Raw genomic sequence first — 17,616 nt, 5'->3', positions numbered from 1 at the left:
CCGGGTGCGCTGAAAGGTGCATGCCCGGTGTGAGGCGGGGGAAAATCCGGAGATAACCTCAAAGGATTACCTATCGCTCAGCACCTACCGTGCTGACCGTAGCAGGCGGCACGGATGGTGTTCATTGTTCCTATACACGAAAATGCGGAATGTGGCGGGGATTGCACAGACCGAGGCACAGAAGTCGCAGGATATGTTCAACAAATGTCAGTACCTTGATGAATTGACAGGCGGAAAGGGTGTAACTTTTGCAACCGGAACGCCAATCAGCAACAGCATGACGGAGCTTTACACCAATATGAGATACCTTCAGTATGGTACTCTTCAGAAGCTGGGGCTTGGACAGTTCGATGCATGGGCGGCTAACTTTGGTGATACACAGACGGCAATAGAGCTGGCACCGGAAGGCACAGGGTATCGTGCCAAGACAAGGTTTGCGAAGTTCTTTAATCTGCCGGAGCTTATATCACTCTTTAAGGAGAGTGCCGACATTCAGACACCGGATATGTTAAAGCTCCCTGTGCCGGAGGCGGAGTATGAAAATGTGACCTTAAAGCCGTCCGAAGCGCAGAAGCAGATGGTGGAGTCCCTGGCAGACAGAGCGGAGCGGGTGCGTAACCGCATGGTGGATTCTTCCGTTGACAATATGCTTAAGATTACAAACGATGGGCGTAAGCTGGCACTTGACCAGAGGCTTATGAACGATATGCTACCGGATGATGAAAACAGTAAGTCCAGCGTATGCGTGGAGAAAGCATTTGAGATTTGGGAGGAGACAAAAGATAAGCGGTCAGCCCAGCTCATTTTTTGCGATTTGAGTACACCTAAAGGAGACGGAACCTTCAATGTATATGAGGATATCAGGGACAAGCTGATAGCAAAAGGAGTACCACCGGAAGAGATAGCCTTTATCCATGATGCAAATACCGAAACGAGGAAAGCGGAGCTGTTTGGCAAAGTAAGAAGCGGACAGGTCCGTTTTTTATTGGGATCAACACAGAAGATGGGAGCCGGTACGAACGTGCAGGACAGGCTGATAGCTTTACACCATCTTGATGTGCCATGGAGACCCTCTGACATTGAACAGCAGGAAGGCCGTATCTTACGACAGGGTAATACAAACCCGAAAGTAAAGATCTTCCGTTACGTTACCGAGGGTACGTTTGATGCGTACTCCTGGCAGCTGATCGAGAACAAGCAGAAGTTCATCGGGCAGATCATGACCAGCAAATCTCCGGTCAGAAGCTGTGAGGATATCGACGAGGCGGCTCTTACCTATGCAGAGGTCAAGGCATTGGCAACAGGCAATCCGTACATTAAGGAAAAGATGGATCTGGACATTCAGGTATCGAAGCTGAAGCTGATGAAGGCAAACCATACCAGTCAGAAATACCGACTGGAGGATAATATCGCAAAGAACTATCCTCAACAGATATCAGCGTTAAAAGAACGCATCGCAGGAATGAAGGCAGATATCGCAACCTATAATGCCAACAAGCCAGCGGATAAGGATATCTTTACCATGACGGTAGCCGGTAAGACCTATGATGACAGGAAGGAAGCCGGGACAGCGATTATCGGTATCTGTAAGGAGATGAAGCAGGCTAATGTGGCTGTGCCAATCGGTGAGTACCTGGGTATGAAGATGAATGTAACCTTTGATTCATTTTTCAGAAAGTTTACGCTGAACATGAAGGGAAAACTCAGCCATGAAGTAGAGATTGGCTCAGATCCATCCGGTAATATAACCCGTATTGGTAATGCCATGGAATCCATGTCAAAACAGCTTGAAGATGCGATTGCTAAACTGGCCAATGTGGAACAGCAGCTTGAAACTGCAAAGATTGAGGTGGAAAAGCCATTCCCACAGGAGCAGGAGCTTAACGATAAGCTGACAAGGCTTGCAGAGCTGAACAGCCTGCTCGATATGGATGAAAAGGGTGAGGATGCGGTTGATCTTGATGAAGATGCTCCAAAGCCGGAGCAGGAGAAAGAAACAGCAGAGCAGACCGAGACGGTAGCGCCGGCACAGGAGACTACGACAGAGGCGGGTCACAGATCGGAGGATAAGGCTGAAATAAGCGAAAAAGCAGAGGAGGCTGATATATCAGAAACAGAGGATATGGAGAACCCTACAACAAAACCGGAGACAAAAGAGGAAAGACCGTCCCTAATTGCAAGGCTGAATGAGAAAAAGGCTGTTGTAGCTGCCATGGATCAGAAAGCGCCTGCGGTAGCAAAGAAAAAAGAAGAGGTTATAGCATAAGATTAAAAGGCTTCGGGGAGTATCTCCGGAGCCTTTTGGAAAGGAGCGGAAATGGCAAAAGATGAAACAAAAGACGAAAGCCTTAATGATGCCGCTGTCATAAGCGCATTCAAGGATAAGACCAAAGAGAAGTTCCATGAGCTTGACGGCTTGGATCCTGAAACGATAGAGGCTAATGTTAAAACAATAGTACAGGGCATAGTGAATGATTATGGGATGGATGTAACAATTGAGGATGTCGTTGTATCCGGCAGTCGTTGCAGAGGTATGGAGGAGAAAGGAGCTGACCTTGATGTGGTGCTGTATTACAGCGGCTCGGTGAGAGAGGACGATCTTTTTAATACTCTTCATCAGAGCGATATCATAATGGGTGGCGTAAAGCTCGATATAAACACGATATCACAGGAACAGCACGGGAGTCTTTCCGAGTATCTGACAGGCGTGGAAGCGTACCTTACAGAAAAGCAGGCTCTGATGATGCAGGAAGCACAGCAGCATAACACGGAGATAACCTATACCGTTGCGGAGTGCGGAGAATTTCACAGCATGGGAGCCTATCATGAGGGGATTGCCACGATAGAAGAGGCAAAATCACTGTTTGAAAGCATCCGTGAAAACCATAGTAATATGATTCCTGCTGTCGGTATCAACATACATGAAACCGGGACACTGGAGATAGATGATGTGCAGATGGATGTACTTTATGGAAACAGCATAGACCTTGATAATCTGCGGTATGTTCCTCAGATATGGAATGATCAGGAGGGGCTGTCAAAGGTCGGGCAGATCATAGATGCTTTCCCGGATGCAAAGGTGGTTGGAGAACTGCCGGGATTAACTGTGCAGGATAGAGCGCAACCGGATATGGATGCCGTAAAGCCGGTATATATTGATGAAGCTGCGAAGCTGGCCGCAGAGATAGACCGCTTTTCCAGTGACTTTGATCCCTATGAGTACAAGGATACGGTCGATAACTGGGAACTGCAGGTGCAGAACATAGCCGATGATATAAGAAACGGCAATTCTGCGGATTATAAAAAGTACCTGGGAACTGTGATAGAAGAGAGTGATAATATCGAAGATGTCCGTAAGGCGGCGGAGCTTCTTGTGAAGTTGGCTGAGTACAAGCCACTTGCCAAGGTGGAGGAGCTTGAAGAGGTCAATCTTAACCAGATCGACAATGTACTCAGCAATACGGTTCCAAAATCAGAAGAGAAAAGGGAAGCCCGGCAGGCGGAGCAGGAACGCTTGGAAGAACTGCAGCGCATCGAGGAAGAAGAGCGAAAGCGCAGGGCAAGAGGGGAACGCCCATCACTTCGGGCGAGACTTGCGGCCAAGAAAGCTATAGTAGCTGCGAATAGTGCAGTCCCCCAAAGAAGTAAACAGCGAGAGGCGCAGGAAGCAGTAGCTTCACAGAGAGATATATAATTTATAGGGGTGTGGAGCTATGGCTTCACACCCTTTTTTCGCATATATTTGAAATCAAGAACTTGCGAATTAATCTTGAAATCTTGAAATTGCTTTGTTATAATAAAATCTGTACTATTGTGCATGTTTAAAGGTAATGGAGGCAATTTGATGGCAGTATCTTACGACAGGTTATGGAAATTATTGATTGACAAAAAAATGAGTAAGGTTGAGCTTAGAAAAAAGGCAGACATTGCGCCGAATACGCTTACAAAACTGAATAGGGATGAAGAAGTATCTATGACTATATTGTGTAAGATATGTCATGTGCTGGGAACTGATTTTGGGGATATTGTTGAGTATATAGACGAAGATAAATAAAGCATTGATAAGGAGGCGGGCGTATGCCGTCATTGAATTGGATTGGAAAGGATAAGGTGCTTAATCATCATAATGAAGTGCCTTATCGTGTCTTAAATAAGAAGTATAGCTATGGGGACGATGATGCTGGGAATATGGTTATTCATGGGGATAACCTTGAAGCGTTAAAGTCCCTTTTGCCTAAGTACGAGGGAAAAATACGATGTATTTATATTGATCCTCCTTATAATACCGGCAATGAAGGATGGATATATAACGATAATGTAAATGATCCAAAGATAAAAAAATGGTTGGGAGAGGTTGTTGGCAAAGAAGGAGATGATCTTTCGAGGCATGATAAGTGGCTATGTATGATTTATCCCCGATTACGGCTACTTCAGAAATTAATGCATCGAGATGAGGGTGTGATTTTTATTTCTATTGATGAAAATGAAATAGAAACTTTGAAGATGGTTTGTAACGAGATATTTGGAAAGAGTAAGCATATAGCTACTATTGCATGGCAAAAAAGATATTCTCGTGAAAATAGAGGTGCATTTGGTGATGCACATGAGTATATCCTTGTTTATGCATCTAATGTTGAGAAATTTAAGGAAATACATCATAAAGTAGGATTTGATGAGAAGCAGGAAAAAATATATAAGAATCCCAATAATGATCCAAAGGGAAGATGGCGTGGTGTGCCAATGACAGCTCAGGGATATCGACCCAATCAAATGTATGGTATCGAAACACCAAGCGGAAAAGTTGTGTATCCTCCGAAGGGCAGATGCTGGAGCACAGTAGAGTCAGAGTATAAAAAACTGTTGGCGGCAGGAAGAATATATTTTGGCAAGAATGGAGATGGTCAACCGCAAACAATACGTTATCTTTCAGAAGTAGAGGGAGCCGTTCCGTGGTCATGGTGGCCAAGTGATGAGGTTGGACATACAGATGAGGCAAAAAAGGAAATCATGAGTATTTTCCCGGATCGTGAAAGTATTTTTGATACACCAAAACCTTTAAGATTGATTGAACGTATTTTACAAATAGCAACGGATAAGGATTCAATTATTTTGGATTCATTTGCTGGATCAGGTACTACTGCCCATGCCGTACTTAATATAAACAGAAAGGACGGAGGAGAACGTAAATTTATCATTATTGAAATGGATGAATACGCAGATGAGATAACAGCTGAGAGGGTGAAACGCGTTATTCAAGGATATGGAGAAGGAAACAATAAAAAAGATGGTATTGGTGGTGGCTTTAGCTTTTATGAGCTTGGAGAGCAGTTACTTATTGATAATGAAAACATAAACCCAGATGTTGATAATGAAGTTATTAGAGAATACATCTGGTATATGGAAACAAAAAAGTCATATGAACGGAGTAATGCCAATGATAATCCCTATTATTTAGGGATTCATAACGACACTGCATATTACTTCAATTATGAAAAAGATAGGCAAACTGTTTTAGATAATGAATTTTTAAAATCTATAAAAACCAAGGCAGATGCGTATGTTATTTATTCGGATACCTGCAATTTATCAGATACAAAGATGAATAGATTTAACATTACATTTAAGAAGATTCCAAGAGATATAGCGAGGTTGTAGAAGCATGGAGTTAAAAAACTATCAGAAAGCTGTTATAAAAGACCTTACTCGGTTTTTAAATCTTTTGACTGAAAAGCAGAGTATCAGTAGGGCATATAGTCAGCTTTGGGAAGAAAAAGGGGTATGCTTAGGCCCATTGGGAATGCCTTTTTATAATGCATCATTACAAGGAGTTCCTCATGTCTGTCTTAAGGTGCCTACCGGTGGAGGAAAAACATTTCTTGCAGCCAATGCCATAAAGCCGATATTTGAAGCTATGCCACATATACATCCGAAGGCAGTAGTGTGGTTAGTACCGTCTGATGCAATTATGCAACAGACGATAACCAACCTTACAAATGTGGAACATCCGTATAGACAGAAGATAGATGTGGACTTTGGTGGCAAAGTAGAAGTATATACAAAAGAGCAGCTATTAAATGGTCAGAATTTTAATCCAGTATCGGTTGATGAGAATCTCTCTATCTTTGTTTTAACATATGATTCGTTTAGAACAAACAAAAAAGATGGGAGGAAGGCATATCAGCAGAACGGCAATCTTACGGCATTCAATGGCTTTAAGGGTGATACAGGCATGCTGCTTGAAGATGTGGATGATACAGCACTTATCCAAGTAATACGGCAGTTGAATCCGGTTGCTATTGTGGACGAAAGCCATCATGCTACTTCAAAGCTCAGTATAGAAATGCTTGAGAATTTTAATCCCTGCTTTGTTCTCGATCTTACAGCTACACCGAAAGAGGGAAGCAATATTATTTCCTATGTTGATGCAAGACAGCTTAAAAAAGAGGAAATGGTGAAGCTACCTGTTATCGTTTACAACATGAAGAGCCAGGAGGATGTTTATCTCAGTGCAATAACATTAAGGAAACGCCTAGAGATTAAGGCAAGGAAAAACGAACAGGAAACGGGTAAGTATATTAGACCCATTGTGTTGTTGCAGGCTCAACCACGCACATCGGAAGACAGTGCAACTTATGAAAAGATCAAGACGACTCTCATAGAAATAGGTGTTCCTGAGGAAGAGATAGCAATTAAAACCGGAGATAGGGATGATATTAAGACGGAGAACTTGCTTTCAAGGGACTGCAAAATCCGATACATCATTACGGTAAATGCACTGAAGGAAGGTTGGGACTGTCCTTTCGCATATATTCTAGCGACAGTGGCGAATCGTAATTCAACGGTTGATGTTGAACAGATATTGGGACGAGTGCTTCGATTACCCTATACCAAGATGAGTAAGGAACAGGAACTAAACCTTTCTTATGCAATCACATCATCTGCGGACTTTTACGGCACACTTGATAAAGTAGTAAAAGGTTTGAATAATGCCGGATTCAGCAAGCGTGATTATATGGTCAAAGATTTGGACAATCCTGCAGTGAAAGAAACAGATGAGATAGAACCTGAGCAGATGGAGTTACCGAATCTTCAGCCGTCTCTGGAAACAGATCTATCTGATACTGAGCCAGTAGATGTAAATACTGATGAGTTAAAAAAACAGTTAGAAACGGTCTTAAATGATGAGTATGAAACGGAGGGGACTACAAACCAAGCAAACGAAATCGTTGATACCATGATTGAGACGGCTTTGACTGAAAATACGGTTTATTGGGAGAATATCACAAGTGAAGAAAACGAGCAGTATGATGATATTCCTGATGAAGTGGTGAGCAAAATGAAAATGTATCATGTAAGGAAAGAATTTGAGGACGATCTCAAAGAATTAAGGCTCCCGCAATTTGTTGTTGAAGGAGATGCGAGTCTTTTCTCAGAGCATGAATATGAACTGCTTGATAGAGAAAATCTACGAAAAGGCTTTACCCTTCGTGATAAAGATACGGAGATAGATTTTGATTCAATCGAGGCAGAGATAGCGAAGGTTGATGTTGATGATGCACATGAAGCTCCAAAGGCTTGGAAATTTAAAGGTTTCGAGAGTGAGGCTATTAAAGAATGGTTCGATTCAAGACCTACGGCAACAAAGAGAAATCTCTGCAAAGACCGTATATGCACGCGCCTTTCAAAAAACAACGCTGTTGATGATAGAGAAATTCGGGATTATGTAGGGAAAATCATGGAGCAGATGTCAGAGGCACAGCTCACGGATTTGGAGCAGAATACGGAGCTTTATGCAGAGAAAATCAAAAAGAAGGTAGATGATTTGTTGGCAGAGCATGAGGCAAAGATGTTCCGCAAATGGGTGGAGACAGATATCGTACAGTGTCAGCCCATGTATCAGATGAAGGAGAGTATATCTCCAACAACCTCAATTTCTTCTATTCCAAAATCATTGTATGAGGAGGAGGATGGTGATCTGAATGATTACGAGAAGAAGGTTGTGTATGAGCTTGCCAGTCTTGATAATGTGAAGTGGTGGCACAGGAATATATCTCGAAAGGGATTTGCAATTAATGGTGCTGTAACCGCTTATCCAGATCTTATGGTCATGCTGACAGATGGAAAAATTCTTATGATTGAAACAAAAGGAGATCATTTGGATAATCCGGAGTCTAAGGCAAAGGCAGCTACAGGCTCCGAATGGGCCAGTCAGGCGGGAAGGCTTTATAAATATTATATGGTATTTCAAAGTAAGGATCCAGGATATGCGGGGGCATACTCTTATGACAAGTTTATGGAGATAGTTAAGCAATTGTAAGCGAGGGACATAAGCGTGGAAGATATGAAGGCGATTAAAAAAATATATGAGAGAATGAGTGCCATAAATAAAAAATATGGCTTTTATCATAAGACTTTATTTCACCTTCATACACCAGCCTCGCACGATTATACGCTCCTTTCATCATGGAAACATGATAATTACGTCAAAGCTGATGAAACGCAGATAATGCAATATTGTATGCAGAAGAAAGTTGTTCCGAAAAAGGAGTTTTTAACAAGCGTAACGCTTGTTAATGAGCGAAGTATTTATACTACAAAAGAAGAGTGGCTTTCATATATTCTTCTGGCTAATGAGCTTGTATGTAATGACTATGAAATTGTTGTTGTAACTGATCACAATAGCATTGATGGAATTAGCAAGCTAGAACTTGCTATTAAGGATATCCATAATTTAAAGGGCTCACATGAGTATCCTGAGATTATATGTGGTATTGAAATATCCTGTGCTGACAGGCTTCATGTTGTTGGTATATTTGATAAAAAAGATACAGAAAAAGTTAAGAGTTGGCTTGATGAGTATTTAATCAGTAAAGTTGATGGAACATATAAAACGAGTCTCGAAGTAATAGATTTCTTCAAAAGAGAGCTTAACGGAATCTCTTATATTGCGCATATCAATTCTTCTGATTTGTTTAATGATGAGAAATACTTGAGTGGCGCTTATAAAAAGAAACTTAAGAACGCTGACTGTTTTGAATACATAGGGGTTCATCAACAGTCTCAAATAGAATCGGTAATTAAAATACTGAAAAGTCAGAAAATAACAACCAGAGGATTTGTAATTGATAATGATTCACACTCAATAGAAACGATAGATAAAAACTATTTCTGGATAAAGAGCGGCAAGAGAAGTTTTAAGACATTAAAAGAAGCTTTTGACGATTTTGAAATATCCGTATCATTAACAAACGAGATCAAGGAACGCAAATATATAAAAAGTGTACTTATAGAGAGCGGAGGATTTTTGAAGGGGAAAGATGGAGGCGATTTTTCCCTTGCCTTTTCTGACTCTCTTAACTGTTTTATTGGCGGACGAGGAACAGGTAAAAGTACAATATTGCAAGTGCTGGATTATGCAGTTGGACTAAGGATTTCAGATGAGAGGATTCTGGACTTTATTTGTAAACATGGGGATATATGGGTGCTGTTTGCGGATGGGAATAAGGAATACCTCATACGGATGGCTACTCCAATTAAAGCAGATACAAATGATAATATTTTAAGGTGTTTTGGAGAAAACGAAGCAGACAGATATCGTTACAAGTATTATTTTTCGGAGGACAAGGTAAGAAATTATGCGGTTAAGAACTATTTGACCATATATGAGGTGATAAAAAGTAAAGGGCAGAGTGAGATTGTTATAAAATCAGTAAAAAAGTATGGAACGCTAAGTCAACTCTATGATGTGAGATATTCTGTTAATGAGTTGGTGCAAACAGCCAGCAGTAATCAGATAGACGATTTTATAAGGCAACTTATGTTCCAAAATAAAATTCTTTCATCGCCGGAGAAGACTATCAATTGCAGATCGAAGAATGGCTTGGCAAAAGCCATAAATGATATGCAAGAATTGTTGAAGAAAAGAAAAAAAGAAGTAGAAGAAATTATTGGGCCATTTAACAAAAAAATGGATAAGACTCTTCGAATCATTTACATGCAAAATGAGCCCGTAGATGCACCTGACTTTGAGAACTGGCTTTTTAGTGGAAAACGAGCAAACAAGAGAGATGGATTTCAGGATACTGATGTCTCGGAGGAAAATGCTGTTGATTATCTTCACTATGTATATAGGAATGTCGGGATTGTATCTTTGCTGAAAATGGCATTGAAAGAGGAGGATAGATATCAATTTGATATTGCTGACTTCTTTAATAGAACAAGACCGGATCCCAGTATAGAAGAACAAAAAAATGCTATAGATGAGATATTTGACGCTTTGATTGATAATAACAGATATTTTCAAGCCATAACCTATTTAAGAAGAATGGTTGGAGAGTCGGAAAAACTATCTTTGGAGTTCAATATAAATAGTAAGACCACTACTAAACAAGGAGCAGATTATAAAGATGTAAGAAATCTTTCTCTTGGACAAAAAGTAGTGGCTATGCTCGACTTTATTTTTGGATACGGTGATTTTGTAGATGATCATAGACCTATTTTAATTGATCAGCCAGAAGATAACCTTGACAGTCAATACATATACAAGAATCTTGTTAGGCAATTACGTGATATCAAAAATAAAAGGCAGATTATCATCGCTACTCATAGTGCCACTATAGTTACAAATGCTATGGCAGATCAGGTTTGTGTTATGTGTTCTGATGGAGAGAATGGCTGGATAGAAAGAGCTGGGTATCCTTCTGAAGATACGATTAAAAGAGATATTGTGAACTATATGGAGGGTGGAATAGACTCGTTTGAACATAAGATAAGAGTTTATCAACCTATACTGAAAAATAATTTTTGATGGAAAAAGTATATGAAGATAAGTGAACCAAATCCGAACATTTTACATATTGAAGCATTGAGAAAAAAGTTTGTTTCTGACTTTGATAGGGATATGCTGGAAGGCATAACCTTGGAGCAGTATGCAATGCGTACTGGCGATAAAAAGAACTTTTGTTATCGTCTTGAGCGTGAGCAGATTGGCATGGGAGATATAAGAAATGCTACAGCTCAGAAGTTTGGTATATGGGTTCGCAAATCAACTGGAGAATATGATTTTACAAAGAAATATGGTCAGACTGCGGAGGAAGCTTTTAGCGTAATCAGATCTGAACTGTGTAGGCTTGTGGATGCAGGAAAAGAGGACGATTTTAATGCGATTCGTAAGAATATGTTGGCACCGATAGTACGATATAAAATTCTTGCTATGTATTATCCGGATAAGTTTCTCACAATTCATTCAGAGAGGCATTTGACATATTTTTGTAAGAAAGCTGGTATTCCATATCTTCAAGATGATGATGAACTTGTGCTTCAAAGAAAACTCTTGCAGTGGAAGGAAAATCAGCCAGATATACAAAATCAGAGCTTGTTGGAGTATGTAGCATATCTTTATGAGCATTTTGGAGTGCCACCAACAGTCGATAAAGGACTTGCAAAAAAGAAGACAAGGCTAAAAAAACTTAAGGATGATCTAAAGGCTTTTGATGGTAGGCATGTAAAGACTCATATGACTGAAGTAGAAGTCAAGGAAAGGTCTACGCTTGTGGCTGAAATTGTGAAAGAGAGAGCGGCAGGTGTATGTCAGTTATGCAATAAACCAGCACCTTTTTTCAACAAAAAGGGTGAAGCGTATCTTGAATGCCATCACGTGATATGGATAGCTAGAGGTGGAGCAGATGAAGTGTATAATGCTGTAGCACTCTGCCCGAACTGTCATAGAAAAATGCACATATTGGATGAAAAGAGCGATGTAGATTATCTGATGGAGATAGCAAAGGGGTAATAATATCTAGGTAGGATTATGGGTGTAATAATGCATAACTTCCAGTGAAAATCACCACCAAAATGGTGGGAGTAAAGTTTGAAAAAAGGGAGTAAAATAAAATGTTACAACTAGCGGGATGCTGAAAAAAACTGCGGTTGGCATGTGGGATTTTGCAGCATACGTGCTCAGTGAGGATCAGAATATTGCAAACAATGTGGCACATTCTTATCTTGCCCTGACTCTTGGTGAAGAGTCCTATATGTCGAAGTCCGCAATCAATCTTTGGAGAGGAAATGTTGAGGATGAAAAGAATGCCGCAAAAGTAATAAGTTCATATGTCAGGGAAGGATTGTAGTATGATTATTGGCATATTAAATTGATAAATCGGTATTTGTGAGGAAAAGATATGAAAACAATATATCTGATCGGCGGTACAATGGGCGTCGGTAAAACGACGGTAAGTCAGCAGCTGAAAAAGGAGTTGCCGAACAGTGTTTTTCTTGACGGCGATTGGTGTTGGGATGCCGATCCGTTTCAGGTAACAGAAGAAACAAAAGCCATGGTCATGCGCAACATCTGCTTCTTGCTGAATAGTTTTCTCCACTGTACGGCCTATAAAAATATCATTTTCTGCTGGGTAATGCATGAACAATCAATTATTGACGAAATAATCAATAGTCTGGACACAGGAGATGCGAGAGTCATAAAGATTTCGCTTATGATCGATGAAACCAATTTGCGTAAAAGACTCTCTTCTGACATCTCCAGGGGGATTCGCAGTAACGATGCAATCGACAGAAGTGTTGCAAGAATCAACATGTATCAAATACTTGACACCATAAAAGTGGATACAGTCAATAAGAATGTTTGTGATATCGTGAGTGAAATACTGACTCTTTGATATCAACAAATCGCTTTTTATAAGGAGGCGATAAGATGGATGGCTATAACGAGGATTTTTGGAAAGCGTTAGATGAATTGGTAAGCAATTCAGAAATCGTGATCGACAGGCATAGAGGCTCTGCTCATCCCAGATTTCCAAACTTCATCTATAAGGTTGACTATGGCTATTTGAAAGATACCGCCTCTATGGATGGCGGAGGAATTGATGTATGGGTCGGAAGCGGTGAGAAAAAGATCGATGCCATCATGTGTATCGTTGATTTAAGGAAGAAAGATTCGGAGATCAAAATACTGGTGGGTTGTACGGAAGAAGAAAAACTGGAAGTATACAAAACGCATAACGAAACGCAGTATATGAAAGGCGTTTTGATACGTCGGTAAATCGGATTTGTAAAGGAGAAGTGTATGTTTTATTTTGTGCGGCACGGGGAGACAGATTATACAGAACGTGGAACCAAAATTTATCAAGGACACGGAACGAATTTAGCGCCTCTTTCGGAAACTGGGATCGGCCAGATAAGGAAAGCGGCAAAGGATATTCGACTTCAGGAGGCGAACCTGATTTTGTGTTCTTCTTATACAAGAGCCGTGCAGTCTGCAGCCATTCTTTCTAAGGAATTGGGGCTGGAAATCAGGATTGAGACGGATCTGCACGAATGGGTTGCAAACGACCTTTATATCTATGAGGATGATCATACCGCAGAGAAGGCATACGAAGAATATGTGAAGAACAAAGGAATCCACCCGGATTCCGGCTGCCGATGGGAAGATGCTGCAACCATTAGGCGAAGAGTGCTTCCTGTGCTGCAAAAATATGCAGATGTTCCAAAAGTCATCGTGATTGGACATGGAATGATGATTGAAGCCGTGACCGGAGTACCACATCCAAACTGCGGGGAGATCGTTCCATTTTCCTTAGTAGGAAAGGAATGATTATGAGGAAGGATAAAAAGGATATTGAATTGATCAAAGCATTCTTAAACCGGTAAATTCTAATTTATGAGGATGGTTATGAAAGTCTTGTTATGCGAGGATACAGATTGGCTGTTGTCAGAAGAAGCGTTCTTAATCTATGCTCCCTGTATGTTTCATCCGACATATGAGGAATATAAAACAAAGATGGAAGACTGTTTGACCGATTCTTCGGTAAAAGTATTTGTAATTGAATATCAAGGCAAGAAAACAGGAATGATGGTTTTGAACCTATCAGAAGCTGATGCAGAGATTATCGGAATAGCCGTATCTGCCAATGCTCGCCGTAAGGGAATTGGGAAACAAATGATTCAACGGGTGATGGAATCGGAGAATCTGGAAAGTGTCAAAGCCCAAACAGATGATGATTCGATCGGTTTCTACCGCAAGTGTGGCTTTTCAGAGGAGAAAATCGTCATTGAATACCCCGACGGGTCAGTGGTTCGATATAACTGCATACTGAATAAATAGACAACTTCTCGTTTGTAAGGGTTAAGAAAATGAACTATAAAGTAATTGACAAAGAGACATATTATCGTAAAGGCGTATTTCGCCACTTTACGGAAGATTGTGCGTGTTCGACTTCCATGACGGCGAGGATTGATGTTACAGATCTTGTTCATCATTCCAAAGAGACTGGGACAAAGTTCTACATCAACTTTCTTTATATCCTGTCAAAGGTTCTGAATTCCCGAGAGGATTACAGGATGGGGTATCTTAAAGAAACAAACGAATTGATCTGTTATGACGTGATCAATCCCATACAGTATATCTTTCATGAAGATACAGAAACCTTCACGCTTGTTTATACGGAATACGATGAAGATTATGAGAAATTCTACAAAACGGCTCTGCGGGATGCTGAAGAGGCAAAAAAGACCAGAGAATACGGTTTTGATATTATGAATCATCCCAACTGGTTTGATGCGTCATGTATACCGTGGCTGTCCTATGATTCCATACATCTTGAGCTGCCCGACGTTCATATGTTTTTTGCGCCGGTTATCAATTGGGGAAAATACAAGGAAGAAAACAGCCGACTTGTCATGCCTGTGACCGTTCGCTTGAATCATGCGATCGCTGATGGTTATCTGGTAGCAAACGTATTCCGTCTCCTGGAACAGGAGATTGAGGGATTCGTAGAGCTTTAATCGACAAATTCAAATTTATAGGGGAAAAGAATATGCCACATATTGTAATACAGTGCTTTCCTGGTAGAACAGAGGAGCAGAAAAAACAGTGTGCTGAGAAAATAGCAGATGTAGTTGCTGACACACTTGGGTGTAAGACTTCTAGTGTTTCTGTTGCAATTACAGATGTGCCTGAAGAAGAGTGGAAAGAAAAAGTTTGGGATAAGCAGATTGTCCCAGAATTAACTAATCTTTATAAAAAGCCGGGATATACATGCGAGTAAAGAGGTAAATATGGATATTTGGGAAAAGTTATATGAAAAAGCAAAGGTGGAATATCATCCAGAGGAGGTATCACCTTTTGTATATGCACATCATGTTGTGTGTGCGATTGAAGCCGAGAATGGCGAGATTTACACAGGTTTCTGCATCGAGAGTTGTAGTGGTGTGATGAATCTATGTGCGGAGCGAGTGGCAGTTTTGAATATGTATTTGAGTAGCGGCCAGACTAGAGTGAAGCGATTGATTGCATTTCGCGATGGGGCCCCAAGTGGAGGTGGCAGCGGTATGCCTTGTGGCGCTTGCAGAGAATTTCTGTATCAGCTGAATGAGGCCAACGAGGATATGGAAATCATGGTTGATTATGAAACAAGAGAGACCATCACCTTGAAGGAATTGATGCCGAACTGGTGGGGTAAAGAGCGATACGCAGAAGCACAGAATAATTAAGATTTTATTGGAATCATGGGAGGACTAGATAATGAACGAAATAAAAATTGATTGGAACAGTATGGCCAAGGCTTATGAGGAGTTTAACAATGCAGAAGACTCCTATAGCTTTAACATTGAATGGCCATGTATTAAGGATTTACTTCCTGATTTGAGAGGGAAGACCATTGTAGATTTGGGATGCGGTACAGGTATCTTTACATTTCTTTTGGAGAAGAGTGATCCATCCAAGCTAATTGGAATTGATTTATCCGAAGAAATGTTACAGATTGCCAGAGACAAAGCAAAGGTAAGTAACTCCAAAGCAGAGTTTATTCTGCATGATGCCGCAACCTGCAAAGAAGTGATTGAGGAACCGGTGGATTTCATTTTTTCATCGACGACAAGTCACTATATCGAGAATCTCGGGCATCTATTTGAGAATGTCGCTAAGAGCTTGAAGGATGGTGGAGAGTGTGTCTTCTCTATTATTCATCCAGTATATTCTGCAATGTATCCAGTGGAGCATGCGGATGGTAGTTTTCCGGAGGATGAGGAGTGGAATGTAAGATACTTGGATAAGTCCATGAGATCCTATATTCAGCCGTGGCTTGAGTATAATGATGTGTATGAGAATCATCTCAGCAAGAGTTATCATCATACCATGTCGGATTATATGAATGCGATTATTGCCGCCGGATTATCCATCGAGCAAGTCTGTGAGCCGATGGCTCCGGAAGACTGGAAGGAGACCCAGCCTTATCGTTATGAGGGCTTCTTAGAAACACCGGTCTATATGATTATTAAGATGCGTAAGAATTAATTCAGGTTTATTAGGGGGGAAGATGAAGGCACTTGTTATCAATTGCAGCCCTGTACGTACAGGCGCAACTGCGGAAATAGTTAAGCTGGTATCGGACCAGTTATCAGTAAAGTACAGTGTAAAAAGTATTTGTATCGATGACTATGCGTTTGCTTTTTGCAGAGGCTGTCGTTCGTGTCACGATACGGCAAAGTGTGTCATGAATGATGCGGCAGTCATTGAAGACATCATGCATGAGTATGATGAGGCGGATGTGATTGTCTCTGTGTCACCATCTTATTGGGCGGATGTACCGGGACAGTTCAAGGCATTCATTGACCGATGTACGCCGTGGTGTAATACCCATGAACCGCATGCAACAATTAAGCCTGGAAAGAAGGGCTATGCGATTGCTTTAAGAACCGGACCGAATATGCCGGAGTGTGAGCGAATCATTAGTAGTATCGAGCATTTTTACGGGCATCTAGAAATAGAGTGCGTTGGTCATTTGGGTCTTACATCCATCGAATACAAAGAGGATGTAGAACTGAGGAAGCAGGAGATTATTGATTTTTGTAGCAAGATATAGGTGATAAAACTTGATTAACAAATCGATATTTTTAGAGGCAAATTATATTACAGGATAATCCCCGACAAAACTTCCACAACTATAGCAAATAGACGAGTTATGGAAGAAATGTTCATCATTTATACCGGAAGTTAATCGCACAAATTCAAGTTTGCAGAGATGCCGTTGGTAAGAGAGGTATGCCATGATACTTGAAACGAAAAGATTGATCCTCCGACCGTGGGAAGAAAGCGATGCGGAGAATTTATTTAAATATGCAAGTCATCCTGATGTGGGACCAATCGCAGGATGGGCGGTTCATACAAGTGTAGAGAATAGCCGTGAAATAATCCGGAGGGTTCTTTCAGCGCCGGAGACCTATGCTGTGATATTAAAAGAAGTAGGCCAGCCTGTTGGCAGCATTGGACTTATGCTTGGGAAAGCCAGCAATATTGGCCTTCCTGATTCAGAAGGTGAAATCGGCTACTGGATCGGAGTTCCGTATTGGGGACGAGGGCTGATACCGGAAGCAGTCAGGGAATTGGTGCGCTACGGTTTTGAAAACCTGAAACTTAATAAAATATGGTGTGGTTACTTTGATGGGAACGAAAAGTCAAAGCGTGTTCAGGAGAAGTGCGGTTTTCATTATCATCATACGGCCTATAATGTGCCCTGTGCCATAGAGGGCGTTCTCCGAACGGAACACATAACATGCCTTTCCAAAGAGGAATGGCAGTCTGTCAGATAACTTCAAATTTGC

Annotated in this window: 17 protein-coding genes; all 17 read left to right on the top strand. The window is 41.0% G+C overall.

Going from position 1 to position 17,616, the window contains the following annotated elements:
* Positions 1-505: 505 nt before the first annotated feature.
* On the top strand, positions 506-2,266 hold the full coding sequence (locus tag E0E20_RS12600) for a helicase (protein WP_442911488.1): 1,761 nt from the start codon (positions 506-508) through the stop codon (positions 2,264-2,266).
* A 51-nt stretch (positions 2,267-2,317) separates the two neighbouring features.
* Entirely contained in the window at positions 2,318-3,694 is a 1,377-nt protein-coding gene (locus tag E0E20_RS12595; protein WP_130838542.1) for a nucleotidyltransferase, read from the top strand.
* A 150-nt stretch (positions 3,695-3,844) separates the two neighbouring features.
* The gene (locus E0E20_RS12590) at positions 3,845-4,054 is read left to right on the top strand and encodes a helix-turn-helix domain-containing protein (RefSeq protein ID WP_130838541.1); all 210 of its coding nucleotides are present in this window, start codon (positions 3,845-3,847) and stop codon (positions 4,052-4,054) included.
* 23 nt (positions 4,055-4,077) lie between these two features.
* Positions 4,078-5,655 carry a site-specific DNA-methyltransferase gene (locus E0E20_RS12585; RefSeq protein WP_130838540.1) on the top strand — a complete coding sequence of 526 codons (1,578 nt, stop codon included), beginning with the start codon at positions 4,078-4,080 and terminating at the stop codon, positions 5,653-5,655.
* Positions 5,656-5,659: 4 nt separating this feature from the next.
* Positions 5,660-8,317 (top strand): DEAD/DEAH box helicase, encoded by a 2,658-nt coding sequence (locus E0E20_RS12580; protein WP_130838539.1) that lies wholly within the window; start codon positions 5,660-5,662, stop codon positions 8,315-8,317.
* Positions 8,318-8,341: 24 nt separating this feature from the next.
* Positions 8,342-10,807 carry a Spaf_1101 family AAA-like ATPase gene (locus E0E20_RS12575; RefSeq protein WP_242622792.1) on the top strand — a complete coding sequence of 822 codons (2,466 nt, stop codon included), beginning with the start codon at positions 8,342-8,344 and terminating at the stop codon, positions 10,805-10,807.
* A 12-nt stretch (positions 10,808-10,819) separates the two neighbouring features.
* Complete coding sequence (locus E0E20_RS12570; protein WP_242622790.1) at positions 10,820-11,791, top strand: HNH endonuclease; 972 nt, start codon at positions 10,820-10,822, stop codon at positions 11,789-11,791.
* 388 nt (positions 11,792-12,179) lie between these two features.
* Positions 12,180-12,674 (top strand): AAA family ATPase, encoded by a 495-nt coding sequence (locus E0E20_RS12560; protein WP_130838536.1) that lies wholly within the window; start codon positions 12,180-12,182, stop codon positions 12,672-12,674.
* Between the two features lie 35 nt (positions 12,675-12,709).
* Positions 12,710-13,057, top strand: a complete 348-nt coding sequence (locus tag E0E20_RS12555) for an inorganic pyrophosphatase (RefSeq protein WP_130838535.1) — start codon at positions 12,710-12,712, stop codon at positions 13,055-13,057.
* A 24-nt stretch (positions 13,058-13,081) separates the two neighbouring features.
* Positions 13,082-13,609, top strand: coding sequence for a histidine phosphatase family protein (locus tag E0E20_RS12550; protein WP_130838534.1), 528 nt, complete (start codon positions 13,082-13,084; stop codon positions 13,607-13,609).
* A gap of 78 nt (positions 13,610-13,687) precedes the next feature.
* Positions 13,688-14,119, top strand: a complete 432-nt coding sequence (locus E0E20_RS12545; RefSeq protein ID WP_165444104.1) for a GNAT family N-acetyltransferase — start codon at positions 13,688-13,690, stop codon at positions 14,117-14,119.
* A 29-nt stretch (positions 14,120-14,148) separates the two neighbouring features.
* The gene (locus E0E20_RS12540; protein ID WP_130838532.1) at positions 14,149-14,799 is read left to right on the top strand and encodes a CatA-like O-acetyltransferase, family 3; all 651 of its coding nucleotides are present in this window, start codon (positions 14,149-14,151) and stop codon (positions 14,797-14,799) included.
* A 32-nt stretch (positions 14,800-14,831) separates the two neighbouring features.
* Positions 14,832-15,062, top strand: a complete 231-nt coding sequence (gene pptA / locus E0E20_RS12535; RefSeq protein WP_130838531.1) for a tautomerase PptA — start codon at positions 14,832-14,834, stop codon at positions 15,060-15,062.
* 10 nt (positions 15,063-15,072) lie between these two features.
* On the top strand, positions 15,073-15,507 hold the full coding sequence (locus tag E0E20_RS12530; RefSeq protein WP_130838530.1) for a cytidine deaminase family protein: 435 nt from the start codon (positions 15,073-15,075) through the stop codon (positions 15,505-15,507).
* 31 nt (positions 15,508-15,538) lie between these two features.
* Positions 15,539-16,309, top strand: a complete 771-nt coding sequence (locus E0E20_RS12525) for a class I SAM-dependent methyltransferase (RefSeq protein WP_130838529.1) — start codon at positions 15,539-15,541, stop codon at positions 16,307-16,309.
* 22 nt (positions 16,310-16,331) lie between these two features.
* Positions 16,332-16,877 carry a flavodoxin family protein gene (locus tag E0E20_RS12520; protein ID WP_130838528.1) on the top strand — a complete coding sequence of 182 codons (546 nt, stop codon included), beginning with the start codon at positions 16,332-16,334 and terminating at the stop codon, positions 16,875-16,877.
* A 184-nt stretch (positions 16,878-17,061) separates the two neighbouring features.
* Positions 17,062-17,604, top strand: a complete 543-nt coding sequence (locus E0E20_RS12515) for a GNAT family N-acetyltransferase (RefSeq protein WP_130838527.1) — start codon at positions 17,062-17,064, stop codon at positions 17,602-17,604.
* Positions 17,605-17,616 lie beyond the last annotated feature (12 nt).

The sequence above is a fragment of the Lachnoclostridium sp. Marseille-P6806 genome (genome assembly GCF_900625025.1).
Taxonomy (GTDB): domain Bacteria; phylum Bacillota; class Clostridia; order Lachnospirales; family Lachnospiraceae; genus CAG-791.
The sequence above is the reverse complement of the archived record's forward strand: the minus strand, read 5'-3'. Positions and strand labels throughout refer to the sequence as shown.